This is a genomic window from Microbacterium sp. NPDC089695, assembly GCF_044749085.1.
In the GTDB taxonomy this organism is placed as follows: domain Bacteria; phylum Actinomycetota; class Actinomycetes; order Actinomycetales; family Microbacteriaceae; genus Microbacterium.
This window is the reverse complement of the sequence record NZ_JBIVHG010000002.1, coordinates 275,160-291,410: the sequence shown is the minus strand read 5'-3', so window position 1 is coordinate 291,410 and position 16,251 is coordinate 275,160. Positions and strand designations below refer to the sequence as shown.

General features: G+C 66.0%; 16 protein-coding genes. 7 read left to right on the top strand and 9 right to left on the bottom strand.

Annotation, left to right across the window (positions count from 1 at the left end; genetic code table 11):
• Nucleotides 1–1,757: 1,757 nt before the first annotated feature.
• From ACIPYT_RS14505 to ACIPYT_RS14480, 6 genes are all read left to right on the top strand, one after another.
• Nucleotides 1,758–2,117, top strand: coding sequence for a hypothetical protein (locus ACIPYT_RS14505; protein WP_401075631.1), 360 nt, complete (start codon nt 1,758–1,760; stop codon nt 2,115–2,117).
• 17 nt (nt 2,118–2,134) lie between these two features.
• A complete protein-coding gene (locus tag ACIPYT_RS14500; RefSeq protein WP_401075629.1) occupies nt 2,135–3,097 on the top strand; it encodes a DUF4436 family protein in 963 nt (320 codons plus the stop codon).
• A gap of 209 nt (nt 3,098–3,306) precedes the next feature.
• Complete coding sequence (locus ACIPYT_RS14495; RefSeq protein ID WP_401075626.1) at nt 3,307–3,945, top strand: GntR family transcriptional regulator; 639 nt, start codon at nt 3,307–3,309, stop codon at nt 3,943–3,945.
• Between the two features lie 639 nt (nt 3,946–4,584).
• Nucleotides 4,585–4,800, top strand: coding sequence for a hypothetical protein (locus ACIPYT_RS14490; RefSeq protein WP_401075624.1), 216 nt, complete (start codon nt 4,585–4,587; stop codon nt 4,798–4,800).
• A 275-nt stretch (nt 4,801–5,075) separates the two neighbouring features.
• Complete coding sequence (locus ACIPYT_RS14485; protein WP_401075622.1) at nt 5,076–5,210, top strand: hypothetical protein; 135 nt, start codon at nt 5,076–5,078, stop codon at nt 5,208–5,210.
• 21 nt (nt 5,211–5,231) lie between these two features.
• Nucleotides 5,232–5,966 (top strand): SDR family oxidoreductase, encoded by a 735-nt coding sequence (locus ACIPYT_RS14480; protein WP_401075619.1) that lies wholly within the window; start codon nt 5,232–5,234, stop codon nt 5,964–5,966.
• A gap of 99 nt (nt 5,967–6,065) precedes the next feature.
• Here ACIPYT_RS14480 and ACIPYT_RS14475 read toward each other — a convergent pair whose 3' ends face one another.
• Entirely contained in the window at nt 6,066–6,326 is a 261-nt protein-coding gene (locus tag ACIPYT_RS14475) for a hypothetical protein (RefSeq protein ID WP_401075616.1), read from the bottom strand.
• A 415-nt stretch (nt 6,327–6,741) separates the two neighbouring features.
• On the opposite strand from ACIPYT_RS14475, the gene ACIPYT_RS14470 reads away from it, so the two are divergent.
• Nucleotides 6,742–7,590: a hypothetical protein gene (locus ACIPYT_RS14470; protein WP_401075614.1), complete on the top strand. Its 849-nt coding sequence runs from the start codon at nt 6,742–6,744 to the stop codon at nt 7,588–7,590.
• A 411-nt stretch (nt 7,591–8,001) separates the two neighbouring features.
• Here ACIPYT_RS14470 and ACIPYT_RS14465 read toward each other — a convergent pair whose 3' ends face one another.
• The 8 genes from ACIPYT_RS14465 to ACIPYT_RS14430 form a co-directional block, all read right to left on the bottom strand.
• Nucleotides 8,002–8,928 carry a serine hydrolase gene (locus ACIPYT_RS14465; RefSeq protein ID WP_401075611.1) on the bottom strand — a complete coding sequence of 309 codons (927 nt, stop codon included), beginning with the start codon at nt 8,926–8,928 and terminating at the stop codon, nt 8,002–8,004.
• Complete coding sequence (lysA, locus tag ACIPYT_RS14460; RefSeq protein ID WP_401075607.1) at nt 8,925–10,235, bottom strand: diaminopimelate decarboxylase; 1,311 nt, start codon at nt 10,233–10,235, stop codon at nt 8,925–8,927. Before lysA ends, ACIPYT_RS14465 begins: the two co-directional genes overlap by 4 nt.
• A gap of 97 nt (nt 10,236–10,332) precedes the next feature.
• Nucleotides 10,333–11,706: a serine hydrolase domain-containing protein gene (locus tag ACIPYT_RS14455; RefSeq protein WP_401075605.1), complete on the bottom strand. Its 1,374-nt coding sequence runs from the start codon at nt 11,704–11,706 to the stop codon at nt 10,333–10,335.
• 43 nt (nt 11,707–11,749) lie between these two features.
• Entirely contained in the window at nt 11,750–12,463 is a 714-nt protein-coding gene (locus ACIPYT_RS14450) for an aspartate/glutamate racemase family protein (RefSeq protein ID WP_401075603.1), read from the bottom strand.
• Nucleotides 12,463–13,593 (bottom strand): o-succinylbenzoate synthase, encoded by a 1,131-nt coding sequence (gene menC / locus ACIPYT_RS14445; protein ID WP_401075600.1) that lies wholly within the window; start codon nt 13,591–13,593, stop codon nt 12,463–12,465. The genes ACIPYT_RS14450 and menC overlap by 1 nt, the downstream gene beginning before the upstream one ends.
• Nucleotides 13,590–14,453 carry a GNAT family N-acetyltransferase gene (locus ACIPYT_RS14440; protein ID WP_401075597.1) on the bottom strand — a complete coding sequence of 288 codons (864 nt, stop codon included), beginning with the start codon at nt 14,451–14,453 and terminating at the stop codon, nt 13,590–13,592. Before ACIPYT_RS14440 ends, menC begins: the two co-directional genes overlap by 4 nt.
• 43 nt (nt 14,454–14,496) lie before the next feature.
• Entirely contained in the window at nt 14,497–15,666 is a 1,170-nt protein-coding gene (locus ACIPYT_RS14435) for a M20/M25/M40 family metallo-hydrolase (protein WP_401075595.1), read from the bottom strand.
• The gene (locus ACIPYT_RS14430; protein WP_401075592.1) at nt 15,663–16,250 is read right to left on the bottom strand and encodes an isochorismatase family protein; all 588 of its coding nucleotides are present in this window, start codon (nt 16,248–16,250) and stop codon (nt 15,663–15,665) included. The genes ACIPYT_RS14435 and ACIPYT_RS14430 overlap by 4 nt, the downstream gene beginning before the upstream one ends.
• Nucleotide 16,251 lies beyond the last annotated feature (1 nt).

The window sequence follows — 16,251 nt, the reverse complement described above, 5'->3', positions numbered from 1 at the left end:
CGTCAGCCGAACCCATCAGTCTTCCGTACGTCGACCGGTTGGAATGCGGAACGTCTGACGCGGCGGTGACGCCCATTTTCAGTTGGGCGGGCGGTGGAACTGCTTCGAATGGGGCAATGTACAGCGCCACGACAGCCGCATCGGCTTACCCCGCGACGTCCGGCTCCTTTAGCGGGGTCGTGGGTTCTCCGGGTTTCACGACCTACTCGCCAGCAGGTTACGGGTCCGATTTTCAGTATCGAGGCACCGGGGCTCTCGGCTTTGCTCCGGTGAACCCGGGTATTGGTGCCTCTCTGACCATGCAGATCCCTCAGGCCCAGAACGTGCAATTCACGGTGGGAGGTATGCAAGACCCATCACGCCTTCGCATCACTGGAACTGGTCCCAACGGGTCTGTCACGCCGTCGGCAGTAGCGCGCTCAACCGCGCCGGGCAGCGCGACGGCGTTCCAGTCGGGGACTTCGGTGGTGCTCTCGGGGGCCGTCAACGATGGTTCTGGAGATGGCAATCCGCGTGACGCTGTCGATGTCTGGTTTTCGTCTCCGGTGTCTTCGTTCACACTCACGTTGAGCACCGCTGGCGCCGGTGTCGATGGTGGATTCCTCATCACTGCGCCGATTGCGTGCCAGGCCGGGTCTGTGGGTACAACGGCGTCGGTCGGCCCGGCGCAAGTCGAAGCAGCGCTGGGTCGCGTATCGCACACGCTCTCCATGGTCACCACAGTCCGCAACACGTCGCGTGCGACGGGTGCTGTCTTGTACCCCTCGGTCTCCGCGCCCTTGCGTGCAGCTGTCGAGGCTCAAGGGCTGACTCTCGACAGTGTGTCCGCGGGCGCCAGCTCTGATCCTGCATGCGCAGCGAATCCTGCATTCGACGGCTCTGCGGCGTTGATAGCTCCGAGCGCGTCTGGTCTTGGGCCGGGGACCGAGTGCAGCTTGGCGTGGACCGCAACCGTGTCCATGCCACAGTCCACTTCGGACCGCACCGTGACCTTCGACTCACTGTTGCGTAGCTCCGCCGCAGCAGAGGCGCGTCTGAAGTCTCAGGCGGCCACCGATGCAACCTTCCCGGGTCTCGTATCCGCACTGTCCGTGTCGGGTTCCGGGGCAACGCAAGCCCAAGCCAGCCAAACCATCAGCAGGTCGGCAACGATCACCAACAGTGGCCCGGGAACGGCGCTTGACACCAGTTACACCATCATCGCCGCATCGGGATCTTCGATCTCGAACTTGCCGTCGCAGTGTTCGGGCGACCAGGACACTGTCGAGTGCACGGTTGGCAATCTCGCTCCCGGCGGCACCTTCACCCTCACCTATGCCCTGACCGTTGCAGCAACCGCCTCACCTGGTACAGCACTCTCGGTGAACTCGCACGCAACGTCTCCCGCTCAGCCTGAGGTCGCTGCGTTCGACTACGCGGTCAACGTTGTCGCCCCTCCCGTCCCACCCTTTGTCCAACCTCCGCCCGCCGGGGTGCGTCCGTCTATCCAACGACCACGACCCCCGGCTCCGAACCCGCCGACGAGCACCCCCGCACCCTCTCCGGCCCCTACGCCGGAGGCAACGAAGTCTTCCGTTCCGCGACCGGCGGCGGAGACAGATGACCGGGCTCCCATCCCCATGGCCCTATCCTTCGCATCGGGCGACATGCAACCCGGAACCGTATCAACCCTTCGCGGGACCCTCGGACCAGCTTCGGGTGTTGAGCCTGTCACCGTAACGTTGTCGGGGCGTGTGAACCAGGGACTCGTCTACAGGATGGTGCGCATCCTCGTCGACGGCGAGGACCGAGAAGCCTGCGTCACCCAGACTCGCGAGTTCACTTGCACGCTCACGCTTCAACCCGGAGAACGAGCTGAAGTCGAGGTGCGACTCTTCGCAGATGCTCTCAACGCGCCGGACCAGGCGACCCAGCAGCTCACGCTCGACACCGGCGACGGTAGCGGCGATAACGCTCGCACCGTGACCACGGCCATCGCGTCCCATTCGTCGGACACCGACGAGTGGATCGAAGCCTTCACCTTGGACATGTCGACTCTCCAGGGCGCATTCCTTCCCCTGACCGCAATGTTGCTACTCGCCCTCGCGGCTTCCGCCGCGGAGCGCAGAAGAATCTGAACCCAACGGAGTGAACGATGAGTGACTCGGAACGCAGACAGCGCCGGAACCCTGCCCCGATCATCCTTGGTGTTGTCGGGGTGATCCTCGTCGTGTACTACGTCATCGTCTCGCTCACCGGAGTGCTCAATACGAACACCGATGTACTCGTGCGAGGAGGCAACGAAGCATCGTCGAGCGACTACCTCACCTTGCGGATGTCCACACAGGAGATCGATCTGACGAACCGGGTAGTGAAGGCCAACGTCATACCGATTCCCCACGGCGACCTCGTGGGCGAGAAGGCCGGTGAGATCTCGCGGAACCTTCGTATCGAAGTGTCCAGCGCGGGAATCACCACGTCGGTCGTCACTTTCCCGGGAGAGTCAATTGTCGACCCCACCTCGCTGACGCTCTCATTGCAGCGCGGGGACAGTGCGTACCCGTTCGACACGCCGTACGCTGACTTCCAGCTCAGCGTGCAGGACGACGAGACGGGTCGGGCGGTGCCTTTCGTCATTGAACTGACCAACTCTGCGCGCCCATGGGTCCTCACTGCGGACCGAGGCGATGAAATGACTGAAGGATCACGAACGCTCGTTCCTGTCACCATTGACGGCAGCCGAGACTTGCTGAGCATCACACTTGTGAGCTTCTACGTGCTCGCGATCCTCCTCACCACCTTGATGGCGGTCGTCATCATCGGAAGCGCAATCCTCCGCCGCAAGCTGGAGTTCTCGAACGTCATCTGGCTGTCGGCGACCCTATTGTCGTTCCCGGCTCTGCGAGGCTCGATGCCAGGTGCACCGCCTATTGGAACGGCGATGGACTTCATCGTGCTCTTCCCCTGCCTCGTCCTTATAGCCGGCATGCTCCTCTGGACGGGTATCTACATGCTCTGGCGTGAGAGCTCCGTGCTTCGCCGCCGAACGCTAGAGCAGGAGGAAGCCGCCGGAGCGGCTGCCGTCGGTGCTGCTTCGGCGTCGGTGGGCGACGACTAGACCAGCCCGTTATCCGTGACCCGCGGGAGCACGACTCGAGGAACGACACGCGGCAGTTGCGAATCCTCGCGTCGGCGGGGAGCGAGAAGGCGCAGCGTGACGAATCCGCAGGGAGGAGCATGGAGGACCGTCGCCTTGACCGGGTTCCCGTGAACGGCGCGCCGCCCATGAGCGGATTCACTACTGTGGGGGAGGGAGGAGAACTCTGAATGAGGCAGCCTCAGAGCGCCGCAGTAACACCTAGCGCCTCGACCTTGGCGGACGCCGTGTTCGACCGACTGAGCCGCGAGATTATCGAGGGCGCTCTCCAGTCGGGCGAGATTCTAAGGGACGTCCAGATAGCGCAAAGGTACGATGTCTCCAGGACTCCGGTGCGTGAAGCGCTCCAACGTCTCTCCCGGATCGGTCTTGTCGAAACGGTTGTCAACCGCTACACGAGGGTCGCAGAAGTCACAGAGCAGGACATCCTTGACACGCTTCAGTTCACCGGACACCAGGCAGCGACGGCGATTCGCATCGCAGTTCCTCGGCTCGACGACGACGACATCATGGTCGCCGTCGAAGCTATCGATGCTCTCATCGCGGCCAACTCCGCAGGGGACAACGCGGAGCTGTTCCTTGCTGCTCGTCGCTTTATCAAGTTCATGACGTTACGCACCGGTAACGCTGTGCTTCAGCGAGTTATGAGTGAAACCGCCCTCATCGCCGAACGCAACCTGCGGACTGCGCGACCTGCGCTAGGCACCCGTGAAGAGCGCGATCTCTGGTACCGGATGACGCGGCAGGCTGTCGTCGACAGGAACGCGAGTGCTGCGCAGGAAGCGTTCCTGCGCCTCCACCAACTCTGACTGAACGCCTGATACTTCCCGCACTACTTTCGCCGGTCACCGTATATCGATATATTTTGCCTTGGGTTCTACTGGGGAGCCCAACTGCAGCGGGGGATCATATGCGATGCGGGGGACCCGAGCCGACGGCCGAACGTTGGTTTTCGGCCGTCACGGCTCCTGGCCGCGGCTTCCCTATTGCTCCATGCATGCAAGACGCTGCTGCCCGCATCAAGTCACTGTGGGAATGCGCATGAAGCCGCTTCTCCTGGATCCTGGGGATCACCGTGACGGCGCCACTCCCCGCGCGCTCACGGCAGGAGAAGCAGGAGGGGCACCGGGGGGGATCCGGTTGCCCCTCCACCCCCCGCGCGAATTGCGAGATGCTACGCAAGTTCGCCGTGTGGGCATCTCAGTGAGCCCAGGCACTGAAGCGAACGAACTTGATCCGCACATCCAGGCGGCAGAGCGGATCGATGTGCTGCTCCGGCCCAGGCGAACCGAGGGACACCTCATCAATCCGTGGTGGCACATCGCCGCTTTCGTCGCGTCCAGTTCTCTGGTCGTCCTCTTGACGATGACCGTTCCCGACGGTCTCTAGGCTACGTCGCGACCTGCGCGTAGAACCGAAGACGCCCGGTGGGCGGGAAGGAGCGGGTCATGGGTATCGATGATCTCGTTAATAAGGGCAAAGAGTTCCTCGAGCAGAACAAGGACAAGATCGAAGAGGTTCTGCACAGTGAACAAGCGGAATCCGTGAGCGACTCTGTCCTCGACGCCGGCGCCAATTTCGTCAAGAAAGTCGCGCCCGAGGGCGTCGAGGCGCATGTCGATTCCGTCCGCGACAACATCGACAAGTCCATCGGCAACGAGTGAAGCGCGCGTGGTGCCGCTTCATTCGAGCAGCGGCACCACGCGGACCGGTCGAGACGTCGTCCTTAGCGTCAGCACTGCCTTCATCGTCCCGGCCGTTCGACGACCCGCACGACTGCCCGCCTCTGGTGAGCGACATTGCACAGTGATCTTCGCGGAGAGTTGGTATGCCAATCACATCGCTCACTACTACCTCCTCGCACATCACGTCCGACACAATCGAAGGCAGCCCCATCGTCAGCGTCGAGCTCAATGGAGCGCCAGGAGTTACTAAGTCATTGGATTTCGAGACCACCGTCGAGAAGATCCCGGGGCTCGCGATGGCCTCCGGCGCAGTCTCACCGGTCGCCGACGGCCTGGCGGCTTCGACCATCGTCTCCGATCTGCTGCCCGTGCGGCGTCGGAGGGCGTGACGCACGGCGTTCGGACCCGACATGGACACAACCGAGAGTGGCAGGACGGCATTGGTGGTTGGTGCGAGCGCCGACATCGCGTCCGCCGTCGCACTCAAACTCTCCGACTCCGGGATGACCGTCGGAGTTCATCTCGGGCACCGCACCGAAGCTGCGGCGATCATCGCGAGAAAGATTGAGGAGACGGGGGGAAGAGCGTTCCCTATCGTTTCCGATCTCCATTCATCGGAGGGGATGCCCGAGCTCTGGAAGCAGTTCGACCGCCACGCCCGACATCTCGATGTGCTCGTCAGCCACGCGGATACCACAGGGCGACGCCGCGCACTCATCGACGTTCAGCTGCAGGACCTCGATGAGGTCTTCGACGCCAACGTCCGCCTCCCGTTCCTGCTTGTGCAACATGCACTGGCACGGCTACGAGACCACGGCCGCATCATCCACGTCGCCAGCCGCTACCCCTACGGCACTTGCGATTCGCACCTCCTCCCGTATGCGATGTCCAAGGCGGCCATGGACGCCTTCACCACCATTCTCGCCCCGGACCTGCGCGCGCGAGGAATCACGGTCAACTCCGTCGGGCCCCGCGCCACGCGCATCGAACACGTCGCCGACACAGCGGCCGGCCTCACGGAGAACCTTCTGGAACACACCGCGGACCCCGACGATGTCGCCGAAATCGTCGCGTTTTTCGCCTCCGACGATGCGCGATGGATCACCGGCCAATGGCTGGACGCGACCAGCGAACCTGCACCATGAACGCTTACGAGCAACAATCTCGCGTCAGGAATCCGCACGACCAAGGACCACCGATGATATACGTGTGTCCCGAGCAGGATGACGCCAGGACAGCCGCGGCTAGTCGTAACTCCGATGCACGTGCCAGCCGTCTTTGCTTTTGAAGACGTCGAAGACCATCGCGTAACCGTCCTCGTTGGTGCCCTGGAACCGCCAGCCATACAGGCCGCGGTGGCTCTCTAACGGCGCGGACCAGATCGAGTCACGCAACCGTGTCGGGGTATCCGAGACCCGCCAGCGGTGGCCGGCGAACAGCATTCTCGAAGGAATGTCGTCGACCATCCATATGGTGCCGGGAGGGGGAGCGGTGGAGGGAAGCATGGATCAAGAATAGAACATGTGTTCGAATCTTGTTAGCGTGAGTCTAGGCCGGAGAGAGAGGAGCCGGCGTGGGGTCGAGCAAGCGTCTGGCGGCGCACTACGACATGCGCGCGCAACACCGTGCGATACTCGCCGCCGCCCGCGCGGGACCGCTCCAGTCGTTGACGGACCGAGAACTCGGTCTGCGCGAGCATCCTGTCACGATCTATCCCCATCCGTTCGTCCCTGTTCGTGCGTGGGTGTGATTCGGGCCCGAAGCGATCTGCGTTGATGCGAAGCTCCTCCGGTCAACGCCGCTCGCTGCGGGCGTCGAGTTCCGAGCAGAGGAACAGGTGTTCCGCTGTTGGGTGTGGGGCAACGCAGTTGAGAGAGCGGGCGACACCTCTTAGGCGGAGACGATAGCTATGCTCATGCCATGACCCTCAACTACATCGCCGGCACCCTGCCGCGTATGGGCGTCTACGCCATCGGGTTTGGAACCCTCAGCCGGGTCCCCTCCGGGAGCTGGGACTTGAACGCGAGCACCGTGGAATCTGTCGAAATGGTTGGCGCTGGCAGAGAGTACAACTACGCCAAGGGCGGCGTCGGTATCTTCGCCGGCGCTGCGTTCGCAGGTCCCGTCGGCGCGGTCGTCGGCGGGCTACTCCCGAAGGCGTTCAAGGACGATGTCGTCCAGTTCGTGATCCGCTTCCGCAACGGCGACGTCGCACACTTCTCCGGGTCGCCGGGCGACTACCGGCGCGCGCTGCAGGCGTCGTACAAGGGGATGGTCCCCTCGGCGTCCGCTCCCTCACAGCCGGTCGAGCGGACGCCGGCGGAGGAAGAGGCCCTCATCCGGTCGCAGCTCGCCGCGGAACCCATCGAGCGCCGACCGAAAGACAACCCGGATGCCGAGCGACTTCGCGCGGAGATCGCTGCGGACAAGCAGGCGGCTCGCCGGAGCATCGAGGACGTCAGGGCTGAGATGGCAGCGGAGCGAGAAGCCCGCGACGCTGCGGGGGATCCGCTCGACGGGAACTGCCGGCTGTGGTTCGCCGGAGCCGTCGAACGGAAGTACGTCACCGCCGCACCGAACGAGACGCCGGCGGAGCGGAAGCAACGAGAGGCTCAGAACGAGCAGCACCGCAAGGAGTACAAGAAGGCGCTGGCCGTCGTGCGCAAGACCCACGAGAAGCAGATCTCGGACTCGAAGATGTCGTTTAAGGAGAAGATGCGACTCCTCAGCGAAATCCAGAAGGAGTTCTCCTACCGCACGTCGAAGTAGCTGGGTTGGTGCTTGAGTCAACGCGAGAGACATTCAGGTGTCGTTCACGTCGGTTGGTAAAACGCAGAGGACGCCCTGGCGTCCGTCGACGACCTTGCTGTCCCGGGGTTGGAAGGCCGGGGAACAGGATGGTGCTATCGACGGCGTGGAGAAGAGGATGCGGAGGTCGTTCCCCACATCCAGGAACTAGTGGGAGCTCGGCATCGCCGGCAATGTCGGGTGCTCAGTTCGACGTCCTCAGGCAGGCCGAACCGCAGGCCTGCGACTGGCTCGACCCCACCCCGCCTGAAATCGATCACGCCCGATGGATTACTATCGTCGAGCGGAATGTCCCAGGGGAACTTATCGAGACCAGCCGTCCCCTGTGCCAGCCACGAACGCGACCAGTGAGGTGTCAGAGGGGACGAGTTCTCAGCCGCGGTCGTTGCCTTCCCGTCGAAGTGCGTCGACTACAAGACGAGCGGCGGCCCCCATCGCGCGATCGTGTTCGGGCTGTCGCTCGGCGACCTCTTCCGAGCGAGTGAAGATCGCGACGGCGAAGGCTCTCCCGTCGGGGTATGTGACCACGGAAGCCTCATTTCGGATGCCCTCCAGGGTTCCGGTCTTGCCGGCCACCCGCACCGCGGGCAAGAACCCGGACGGGATGCGTGCGGTGGACTTCTGCCGGGACATCGCAGCACGGGTGTCGGCGCAGGCCTGCGCAGAGGCGAGCTCGTTCTGCCATATTCGCCGCAGCAGCAGAGCGATGTCACGCGGCGTCGACACCGACAGTCCGCTTGCGGGATCGAGCGTGGGCAACGTCAGCAGTTCGGCGGGAGTCACGCCGCTCCAGGGGTTCTCGCGGTGCGGGTCGAGTCCCGGGCGGCGGATTCCACGCAGGTGTGCGGCCTCGACTGCCAGGTGGTCCACGCAGCGGCCGACGATGCGGGTCGCGGTGAGCCCGGCGTCCGTCACTACTTCATCGACTGCCGCCTGCCCGACCCGGTCGAAGATCACGTCAGTCGCCGCGTTGTCGCTGAGGGTCATCATCAGCTCGGCCAGGTCGCGGAGGCTCGCCGTAACATCATCTTTCGCGCCGCCCGTGCCCACTCCGCCGGTGCGGTACTCGGAGGTCACCGTGGCGGTCTCTGCGGGATCGAGCACACCGTCGGCGACGGCGCGGGCGAAGGCGACGAAGATGGGGATCTTGAACACGGATGCCAGCACCACCGGCTCGTCAGCACGGAGTTCGATGCTCCTGCCGGATGCTCCGATCTCCTCCGCGATCAGAAAGCCCTCCAGCCCCACCGCGGTGAAGATCGCGTCGATCTCTTCCGTGATCCGGTCGTCGTCCTTCATGAGTGTTCTCCGTTCCTCGTCACCGCGTACGCCGCATCGGACAGGTGGGAGCGCAGCAGATCCTCGTGCGTCTCTCTACGGACGGCCAGCCGAGCACGGCCGTCCTCGCAGAACACGACTGCCGGCTTCAACGCCCCGTTGTAGTTGTTGGCGAAGGTGTAGCCGTAGGCGCCGGTCACCGGGATGGCCAGCAGATCTCCGACCACTGGGTCCGGGAGTGCCGCCCCGGACGCGAGCAAGTCTCCGGACTCGCACTGCCGCCCGACGATCTCGACGACGGTGTCGCCTGGAGCATCCAGCCGCGTGGCGATGACCGCTTCGAACGGCTGACCGGTGAGCGCGACGTCCAGCAGGTCCGACATCCCGCCGTCGACGGCGACGAAGACCGGGCCGTCCCGCTTGACGGTCGTCACCGAGTACAGCGAGATGCCCGCAGGCGCCACCAGCGAACGGCCCGGCTCCACAATCAGCTGTGCGGATGCTGGAAGGCAGGCGCCCGCGGCCTGCGTGACCGCGTCCAGGTAATCCTCGATCGACGGGTTCTCGTCGCCGCGCAGGTAGTCCACGCCGAGACCGCCGCCGACGTCGTAGCGTTGGACGTCTCCGAAGTCGCCGGCGATCCGGACCGCCGCCGCGAAGAACTCCAGATCGACAACTTGCGAGCCGATGTGCAGATGGATGCCCTCGAACCGCAGGGCGGAGCCGGCCTCGGCACGCGCGATCGTCTTCCGTGCGTGGGCGAGCGGTAGCCCGAACTTCGAGCCGTTCCCACCTGTGGACTGCGATGCATGGGTCTCCGGAGCGATGCCGGGCTGGATCCTCACCAGCACAGGCTGATCACGAGCGCCGAGACGCTCGAGCCGATCAACGTCGTCATCGTTGTCGATCACGATGAGGCCGACACCGGACTCGATGGCGAGTCGCAGTTCGGCATCCGTCTTGGCGTTGCCGTGCAGCACCATCGAGGAAGGATCGACACCGGCGGCGAGAGCCAACCGCAGTTCTCCCTCTCCGGCCACGTCGATGCCGAGGCCCTCCTCCGCGGCAAGCCGGTACATCGCGACCGCGGGGAACGCCTTGGAGGCGAACACAACTCGCGACCCGGGCCGGCGCGCCTCCAGCCCTTCACGATAGCGACGAGCCCGGGACCGCAGTTCGTGCTCGTCGTAGGCATACAGGGGAGTGCCGTAGGTCGCTGCGAGATCGGAGACATGGCATCCGCCGACGACGAGTTCGCCGTCAACGGCATGGGAACCTCCCGGGAACAGACGCAGTATCGTGGCAGAGGCGGTTGCGGAATCGGTCACATCTGCAGAGTAGGAGCGGTGAGCAGCAGGATGTTCGTGGTCCTATCCGAAACCTGAGACCCAGTGTGTGCCGGCCTGCGAAGCGCTGTCGTGAAGCTCAGGCGCCGCCGACGCGCGGACTCGCCCGCATCAGGAAGCACAGCATCTCCACCCCGTCGACGCTCATGAAGCTGACGGGCTCGCCGGCGCCGTCCGGTGCGGCCGAGGCGATGAATGTCGACTCGTCGACAGCGCGCAGGAAGAACTCGTCGACGAGGTCATCCGGATCCTCACCGTCCAACAGGGCACCGGTCCAGGTCTGGCGCATACGCAGTCGCCCGTCGTCGTCGCGGTACACCTCGTTCCGCTCGGTATCGCGAACGTAGAGCCCCGGTCGGGAGGAATCATCGACGACGGCAGCCGGGGTCGCGTCGATCCGTGCGGGCGCTGTGGCTCCGATCTGCTCGTGAACGACGGGCGCGACAAGGTCCCGGAACAGGGCTCCGCCGTTTCCGCCATTGGTCAGCAGGGTCACGACCAGCCCGTCGTCGGGGAAGACGCGCAGGTACGCGCGCTGTCCGGAGGAGGCTCCGTCGTGGCCGATCGCGTGGTGCCCGTCCCAGTCGACGTGGAACCAGCCCTGTCCCCACGCGGAGACACCCATGCCGGGGATCGGCACGGGATGCTCGGGCACCAGCATCGCGCGAGGGGATGCGGGCGAGCGGAAGAGTCCGGATGCGTCGGCATCCGTGAGGAAACAGGAGGAGAAGGAGAGAAGGTCGGCGGCGGTCGTCGCGATGACAGCGGAAGGGCCGCTGGAACGTGGCACAGCCCAGGTGCCGGTCTGGGTGAGTGCGCCGTCGGCGTCGACGACGTGCCCGATCGCCGCACGGTGGAGGATGGCGTCCTCGGCGAAGGTCACGGTGTCGGCCAGTCCGAGGGGCGTACAGATCCGGTCGTGCAGCGCGCGCTCCCAGGTCGTGCCGCGCAGCACCTCCACGATCCGGCCGGCGAGGTTGTAGCCTGCGTTGCAGTACGACAGCGCGGCGCCGGGAGCATGGATCGTGCCCACGTCGGCGAGCAGATCGACGTATCGGGCGAGGGCGTCGTCTCCGCGCCCGGTGTCGGCGTACATGTCGCCGTCAATGCCGCTGGTGTGGTTGAGAAGCTGGCGCAAAGTGATGTGCCGCGCGGCATCCGGGTCGCGTAATCGGAAGTCGGGGAGCACGTCGACGACGGGGGCGTCGACGTCCAGCAGACCCTCCTCGGTCAGCTGATGGATCAGCACAGCGGTCCACACCTTCGTGATCGAGCCGATTTTGAAGAGCGAGTCGACGGTGGCGGACACGCCGGTCCGCGTGCCGAGCACGCCGGCTGCCGCAAAGGTCCGCGCTCCTTGCATCTGGATGCCGATCACGGCTCCAGGCACGCGGTGCTGTTCGATCAGCGTATCGAGGCGTTCCTGGAGCGGGTGCTCATCGTTGTCCGGCACGGGTCCTCCTTGCTCTCTTCTCAGTCTCGGGCATCGGCCGCGCTCATGCCGCAGCTAGAAGTGCGGGTCGCAGCACCCGCACGCAGGCCGCGGCGAGGCAGTCGATCGAGTCGATCATGGTCACGGACGCGGCCGCGGTGGCCATCACGAGAGGGATCTCGGTGCACGCCGCCACCACTACATCGGCTCCTGCCGCCTGCGCGGCCGACGCGGCGAGTGCGATGAGCGTCTCCGCTTCCTTCAGCGACCGACCCTCCTTGACGAGGAGGATGGCGCGATCGATGAGGTCGGTCTGTTCGCGTTCCGTCGGGTAGGCGATGCGCAATCCGTGGCGCTCTGCCGCGCTGTCGTAGAGGCGGGCAGCGCGAGTTCCGCGGGTGCCCAGGATCGCTGCAGAGGACGAGCCCGTGAGGCTTGCTCTCGACAGAGTCTCGTCGACCATGTCGATCATCTTCACGCGGGCGATGCGGCTGACCTCAGGGAGGTAGCGGTGTGCGGTGTTGCACGGCGTGGCGATCACGCGGGCTCCCAGGCGGCGTAGCTGTCGAGCGCCTGCGAGCATCGCGGGGACCGGTGACGGCCCATGCCCGAGGATCGCCGCGGTGCGGTCGGGGATGGCCGGGTCGCTCCAGATCACCGTCCGGATGTGGTCCTGGTCGACACGAGCCGGAGTCGCGCGCACCAGCGCCTCGTAGAAACGCGCGGTGGCGAGCGGCCCCATGCCGCCCAGCACGCCGAGGGGCCGGGGCGCCCGCATCACGAGAGGCCTGCGCCGACCGAGACCGGGCGGTCGATTCGGGTCGTTTCCACGGTCGCCGCCGCCAACCGTCCGGCGTCCGGCACGACGCCGAACCCGGCGCCCGTCGGCACCCGCAGGCCCCCGTCCTCCAGCACGAACGGCTCGGTCAAGTCCTCGCGGTAGAAGCGGTCGGATGCCGACAGGTCGCCGACGACGGTGAAGCCTGGGAGGGCGGCGAGGGCGGCGTTCGCAGCCCGGCCGATGCCGGTCTCCAGCATTCCACCGCACCAGACGGGGAGGCCGTGGGCCTGGCACAGATCGTGGATTCGGCGTGCCTCCAGGTAGCCGCCGACCCGGCCCGGTTTGATGTTCACGATGGTGCACGCGCCGAGAGCGATCGCGTCGGCGGCGGCCTTGGCAGAGGTGATCGACTCGTCGAGACACACCGGGGTGCGCAGGCGCTTGGCGAGTTCGGCGTGCTGCACCAGATCCTCCTCGTCGAGCGGTTGCTCGATCAACAGCAGGTCGAACTCGTCCAGGCGGGCGAGGTGTGCGGCATCCTGCAGGGAGTACGCGGTGTTGGCGTCGACCTGCAGCGGGATGTCTCCGAAGCGCTCGCGGACGGCGCGCACCGGCTCGATGTCCCAACCCGGCTCGATTTTCAGCTTGATGCGCTGGTAGCCCTCGTTCAGGAAGCCGCCGACGACCTCGAGGAGACTTTCGATGTCGTCCATGATCCCGATCGAGACCCCGCTGGGGACGCTCTTCCCACTCGCGCCGAGGAAGTCCGCGAAGGACTGGTCGCGCAGACGCAGCTCCGCGTCGAGCACGGCCATCTCAAGGGCCGCCTTCGCCATCCGGTGCCCTTTGAACGGCGCGAGCACGCGCTGCACGTCATACGCGGTCAGGTGAACCTCGGCGAGCAGAGCCGGCGCGAGGAACTGCGAGATGACCTGCCATGCGCCGTCGACGAATTCGGGAGAGTACCGGGGCTCGGCCATCGCCACGCACTCGCCCCAGCCGGCGACATCGCCGTCCGTCGCCTCGATGAGGATCAGGTCGCGGGTGGACTGCGAGCCGAACGACGTCCGGAACGGGGAGACAAGCTCCAGGCGCACGCGGTGAAGAGTGAACGAGTCGATGGTCATGCGGAGATGTCCTTTCTGAGGAGGTAGGCCGAGCTCGCCCGGTCAAAGTCCACGACCGTCGCATCCCTCGAGAGCAGGTCGCCGAGTGTGTCGCGCACAGCGATTCGCCAGGCTCTGGCCGCGGCCGGGTCCGTTCGCCGAAGCTGCTCGATGTCGGCCGGCACGCTCACCTGCAGCAGGGAACCGGCCTCCCCCCGGCGCTGAGGATACCCGTCCGATCCGCAGGCGAGGACGACAGCTGGAGCGCCCTCGAGGCCTGCGGCATGGCGAGCGAGGGCGGCCCGGGTCTCTTCGGAGTCGAGCTGCCATCGCACCAGGAGGCGATCCGTTTCGTCGTCGCCGTTGATCGCATCGCGCATCGGGCCGTAGTGGTCGACGTGATAGACCACGGGGCGAGCTCCGAGCTTGCGGATGTTGAAGTGGGCGTTGCGGGCGACGAGCGGATCATAGGTCCACGTGATCGTGTCGACACCCCGGGCGAGGGCTGCCGCGCGCTGGTGCAGCTTGATCGCAGAGCCGACGTCGCGACCGCGCATGGTGGCGGAAACGCCGGCGATGTGGCTGTACAGCACGGAAGCGGGAGGCGGTCCCCACAGAGCGAGGCACATCCCGACGAGGTCGCCGCCAGCATAGGCTCCGGTGAGATAGCTGCCCGCGGACATGGCGCCGACCAGCAGGTTCGCGCTGACCGGGCCGCCGTCGCCCCACACGTCGTCCAGGAGCTCGCACGCGGCTCGGATGTCGCCGAGATCGGCCAGGGGGCGAATCTCGACGCCAGCGCGCTGCGCGGCCACTTCCGCGGTGCGGGCGGCTCCGTCGGCCGGCTTCTCGGCGGTCGTGGGGAACGATGCGATGCTCACCTTAGAGATCCTTCTCGGTGCGGCGGTCGCCGTGTCCGTAACTTCAGACGACAGTCGCGGAGGCGTTGGTACCTGCAGACCAGGCCGGGCCGGCGTCTACGAAGAGATCGCGGACCAGGCGCTCAAGCAGGTCCAACCGGGGGAGGAGAGCGTCGACGAGGGCGTGCTCGTCGTCGGCGTGAGCCCCTCCTCCGACGGCGCCGAGGCCGTCGAGCGTGGGTACGCCGAGAGCAGCGGTGAAGTTCCCGTCAGAGCCTCCTCCGACGTGCGCCTCCTCCGGTGGCACCTGCCCGAGCGTCCTCGCTGCCTCGACAGCCTTCCGGAACAGATCGGCCGAGCTCGCCGACTCCATCGGTGGGCGCGAAGGCCCGCCCTCGAGCCGGAATCCCGCGCCTTCGATGAGCGGGCGTAGCGCCCTCATGCGCGCATCGACGCGCTGCTGTTCGGCGACGGTCCAGGCACGGGAGTCCACGCAGAGGACTCCCGATGCGGGTACCGTGTTGAGAGTGGTTCCACTCGTGAGGCGGGTCGGCGTCACGGTCGTGCCGAGTCCGGTATCCCCGAAGCCGGCGATCTCCAGCGCCGCCCCCGCTAGGGCGAGCGTCGCGTTGACTCCGAGCTCGGGTTCCAGGCCGGCGTGCGCGGCGCGCCCCTCGGCTGTCAGATAGTATTCGGCGATGCCCTTGCGCCGGGTCTTCAGCGCACCGCCGGGGGCTGAGGCCTCCAGCACCAGCACCGCATCGGCAGTACTGGCGGTCTCCTCGATCAATGTGCGCGAGGTCGATGCACCGATCTCCTCGTCGCCGGTCAAGAGCAGCGTCACCGCGGCACCCGGCCCGAGCCGCCGGAGCAGCGCGAAGGCGAGTGCGGCCCCGACCTTCATGTCGAACGATCCGGGGCCTTCGATGCGTCCGTCGGTCGTGCGGGAGGGATGCGTCTCCAGCGACCCGTGCGGCCACACCGTGTCCAGATGCCCGAGCAGCAGCACGCGTGGCGATGCCAGCGGTCCGCCGATGAGTCGCAGCTGGGCGCAGCCGTCGATCTCGAGGATCTCCGGATCGAAGCCGTCGGCTGTGAGGATCGCGGCGGCGGCGTCGACTACCGCGCGTATGGCGGCACGGTCGCTGGATGGCGACTCGACGTTGATGAGGGTTCGTGCATCCTCGATGATCAGGGCGAGCTCAGCGTCACGTAGGCGGGATGGTGCGCTCACAGGTGGAACCCGGGGGTGGCGCGCAGCCGCGGTTCGCGGGCGACAGCGTCATCGAGTCCGTCCACGTTGCGGATCCAGTCGTAGAAAACGCCCTTCGCCGACAGCAACTCGATGCCGGCGCGCTCCATCCGCCGCAGCCCCTCCCGATGCGCGGCGCCGGGTGAAAACACGGCGTCGTGGGCCACGGCCACGCGGAAGCCGCGCGCCGCGAGCTGCAGCGCGGAATGGGCCACGCAGATGTCGCTCTCGAGGCCGGTGAGCACGATCGTTGAGCGTCCGGTCGCCTCGATCGCCGCCATGATGTTCGGATTGTCCGCCGCGGAGAAGTAAGTCTTCTCCAGCGTGATCGCGCCGGAGGCGAAGTTGCGTGAGATGCGTTGGTCGGTGGGGCCGTTGAAGGCGGGCTCCTCCTCTGTCGCGATGGTGGGGACGCCGAGCGTCGCCGCGGCGAGAGCGACCCACGCGGTGCGGTCGAAGGCGGCGCCCAGCGCGTACCGGTCCACATCGATGCGGTGGGTCGGGTAGAAGTTGTCCTGGGCGTCGATGACGAGCAGCAGCGATTCTTCGCGTTCGATCAGAGTCATG

Coding starts and splice junctions, on each gene's coding strand:
- ACIPYT_RS14505 (WP_401075631.1), top strand. CDS start 1,758: ATGGTGCGCATCCTCGTCGACGGCGAGGACCGAGAAGCCTGCGTCACC.
- ACIPYT_RS14500 (WP_401075629.1), top strand. CDS start 2,135: ATGAGTGACTCGGAACGCAGACAGCGCCGGAACCCTGCCCCGATCATC.
- ACIPYT_RS14495 (WP_401075626.1), top strand. CDS start 3,307: ATGAGGCAGCCTCAGAGCGCCGCAGTAACACCTAGCGCCTCGACCTTG.
- ACIPYT_RS14490 (WP_401075624.1), top strand. CDS start 4,585: ATGGGTATCGATGATCTCGTTAATAAGGGCAAAGAGTTCCTCGAGCAG.
- ACIPYT_RS14480 (WP_401075619.1), top strand. CDS start 5,232: ATGGACACAACCGAGAGTGGCAGGACGGCATTGGTGGTTGGTGCGAGC.
- ACIPYT_RS14475 (WP_401075616.1), bottom strand. CDS start 6,326: ATGCTTCCCTCCACCGCTCCCCCTCCCGGCACCATATGGATGGTCGAC.
- ACIPYT_RS14470 (WP_401075614.1), top strand. CDS start 6,742: ATGACCCTCAACTACATCGCCGGCACCCTGCCGCGTATGGGCGTCTAC.
- ACIPYT_RS14465 (WP_401075611.1), bottom strand. CDS start 8,928: ATGAAGGACGACGACCGGATCACGGAAGAGATCGACGCGATCTTCACC.
- ACIPYT_RS14450 (WP_401075603.1), bottom strand. CDS start 12,463: ATGCGGGCGCCCCGGCCCCTCGGCGTGCTGGGCGGCATGGGGCCGCTC.
- menC (WP_401075600.1), bottom strand. CDS start 13,593: ATGACCATCGACTCGTTCACTCTTCACCGCGTGCGCCTGGAGCTTGTC.
- ACIPYT_RS14430 (WP_401075592.1), bottom strand. CDS start 16,250: ATGACTCTGATCGAACGCGAAGAATCGCTGCTGCTCGTCATCGACGCC.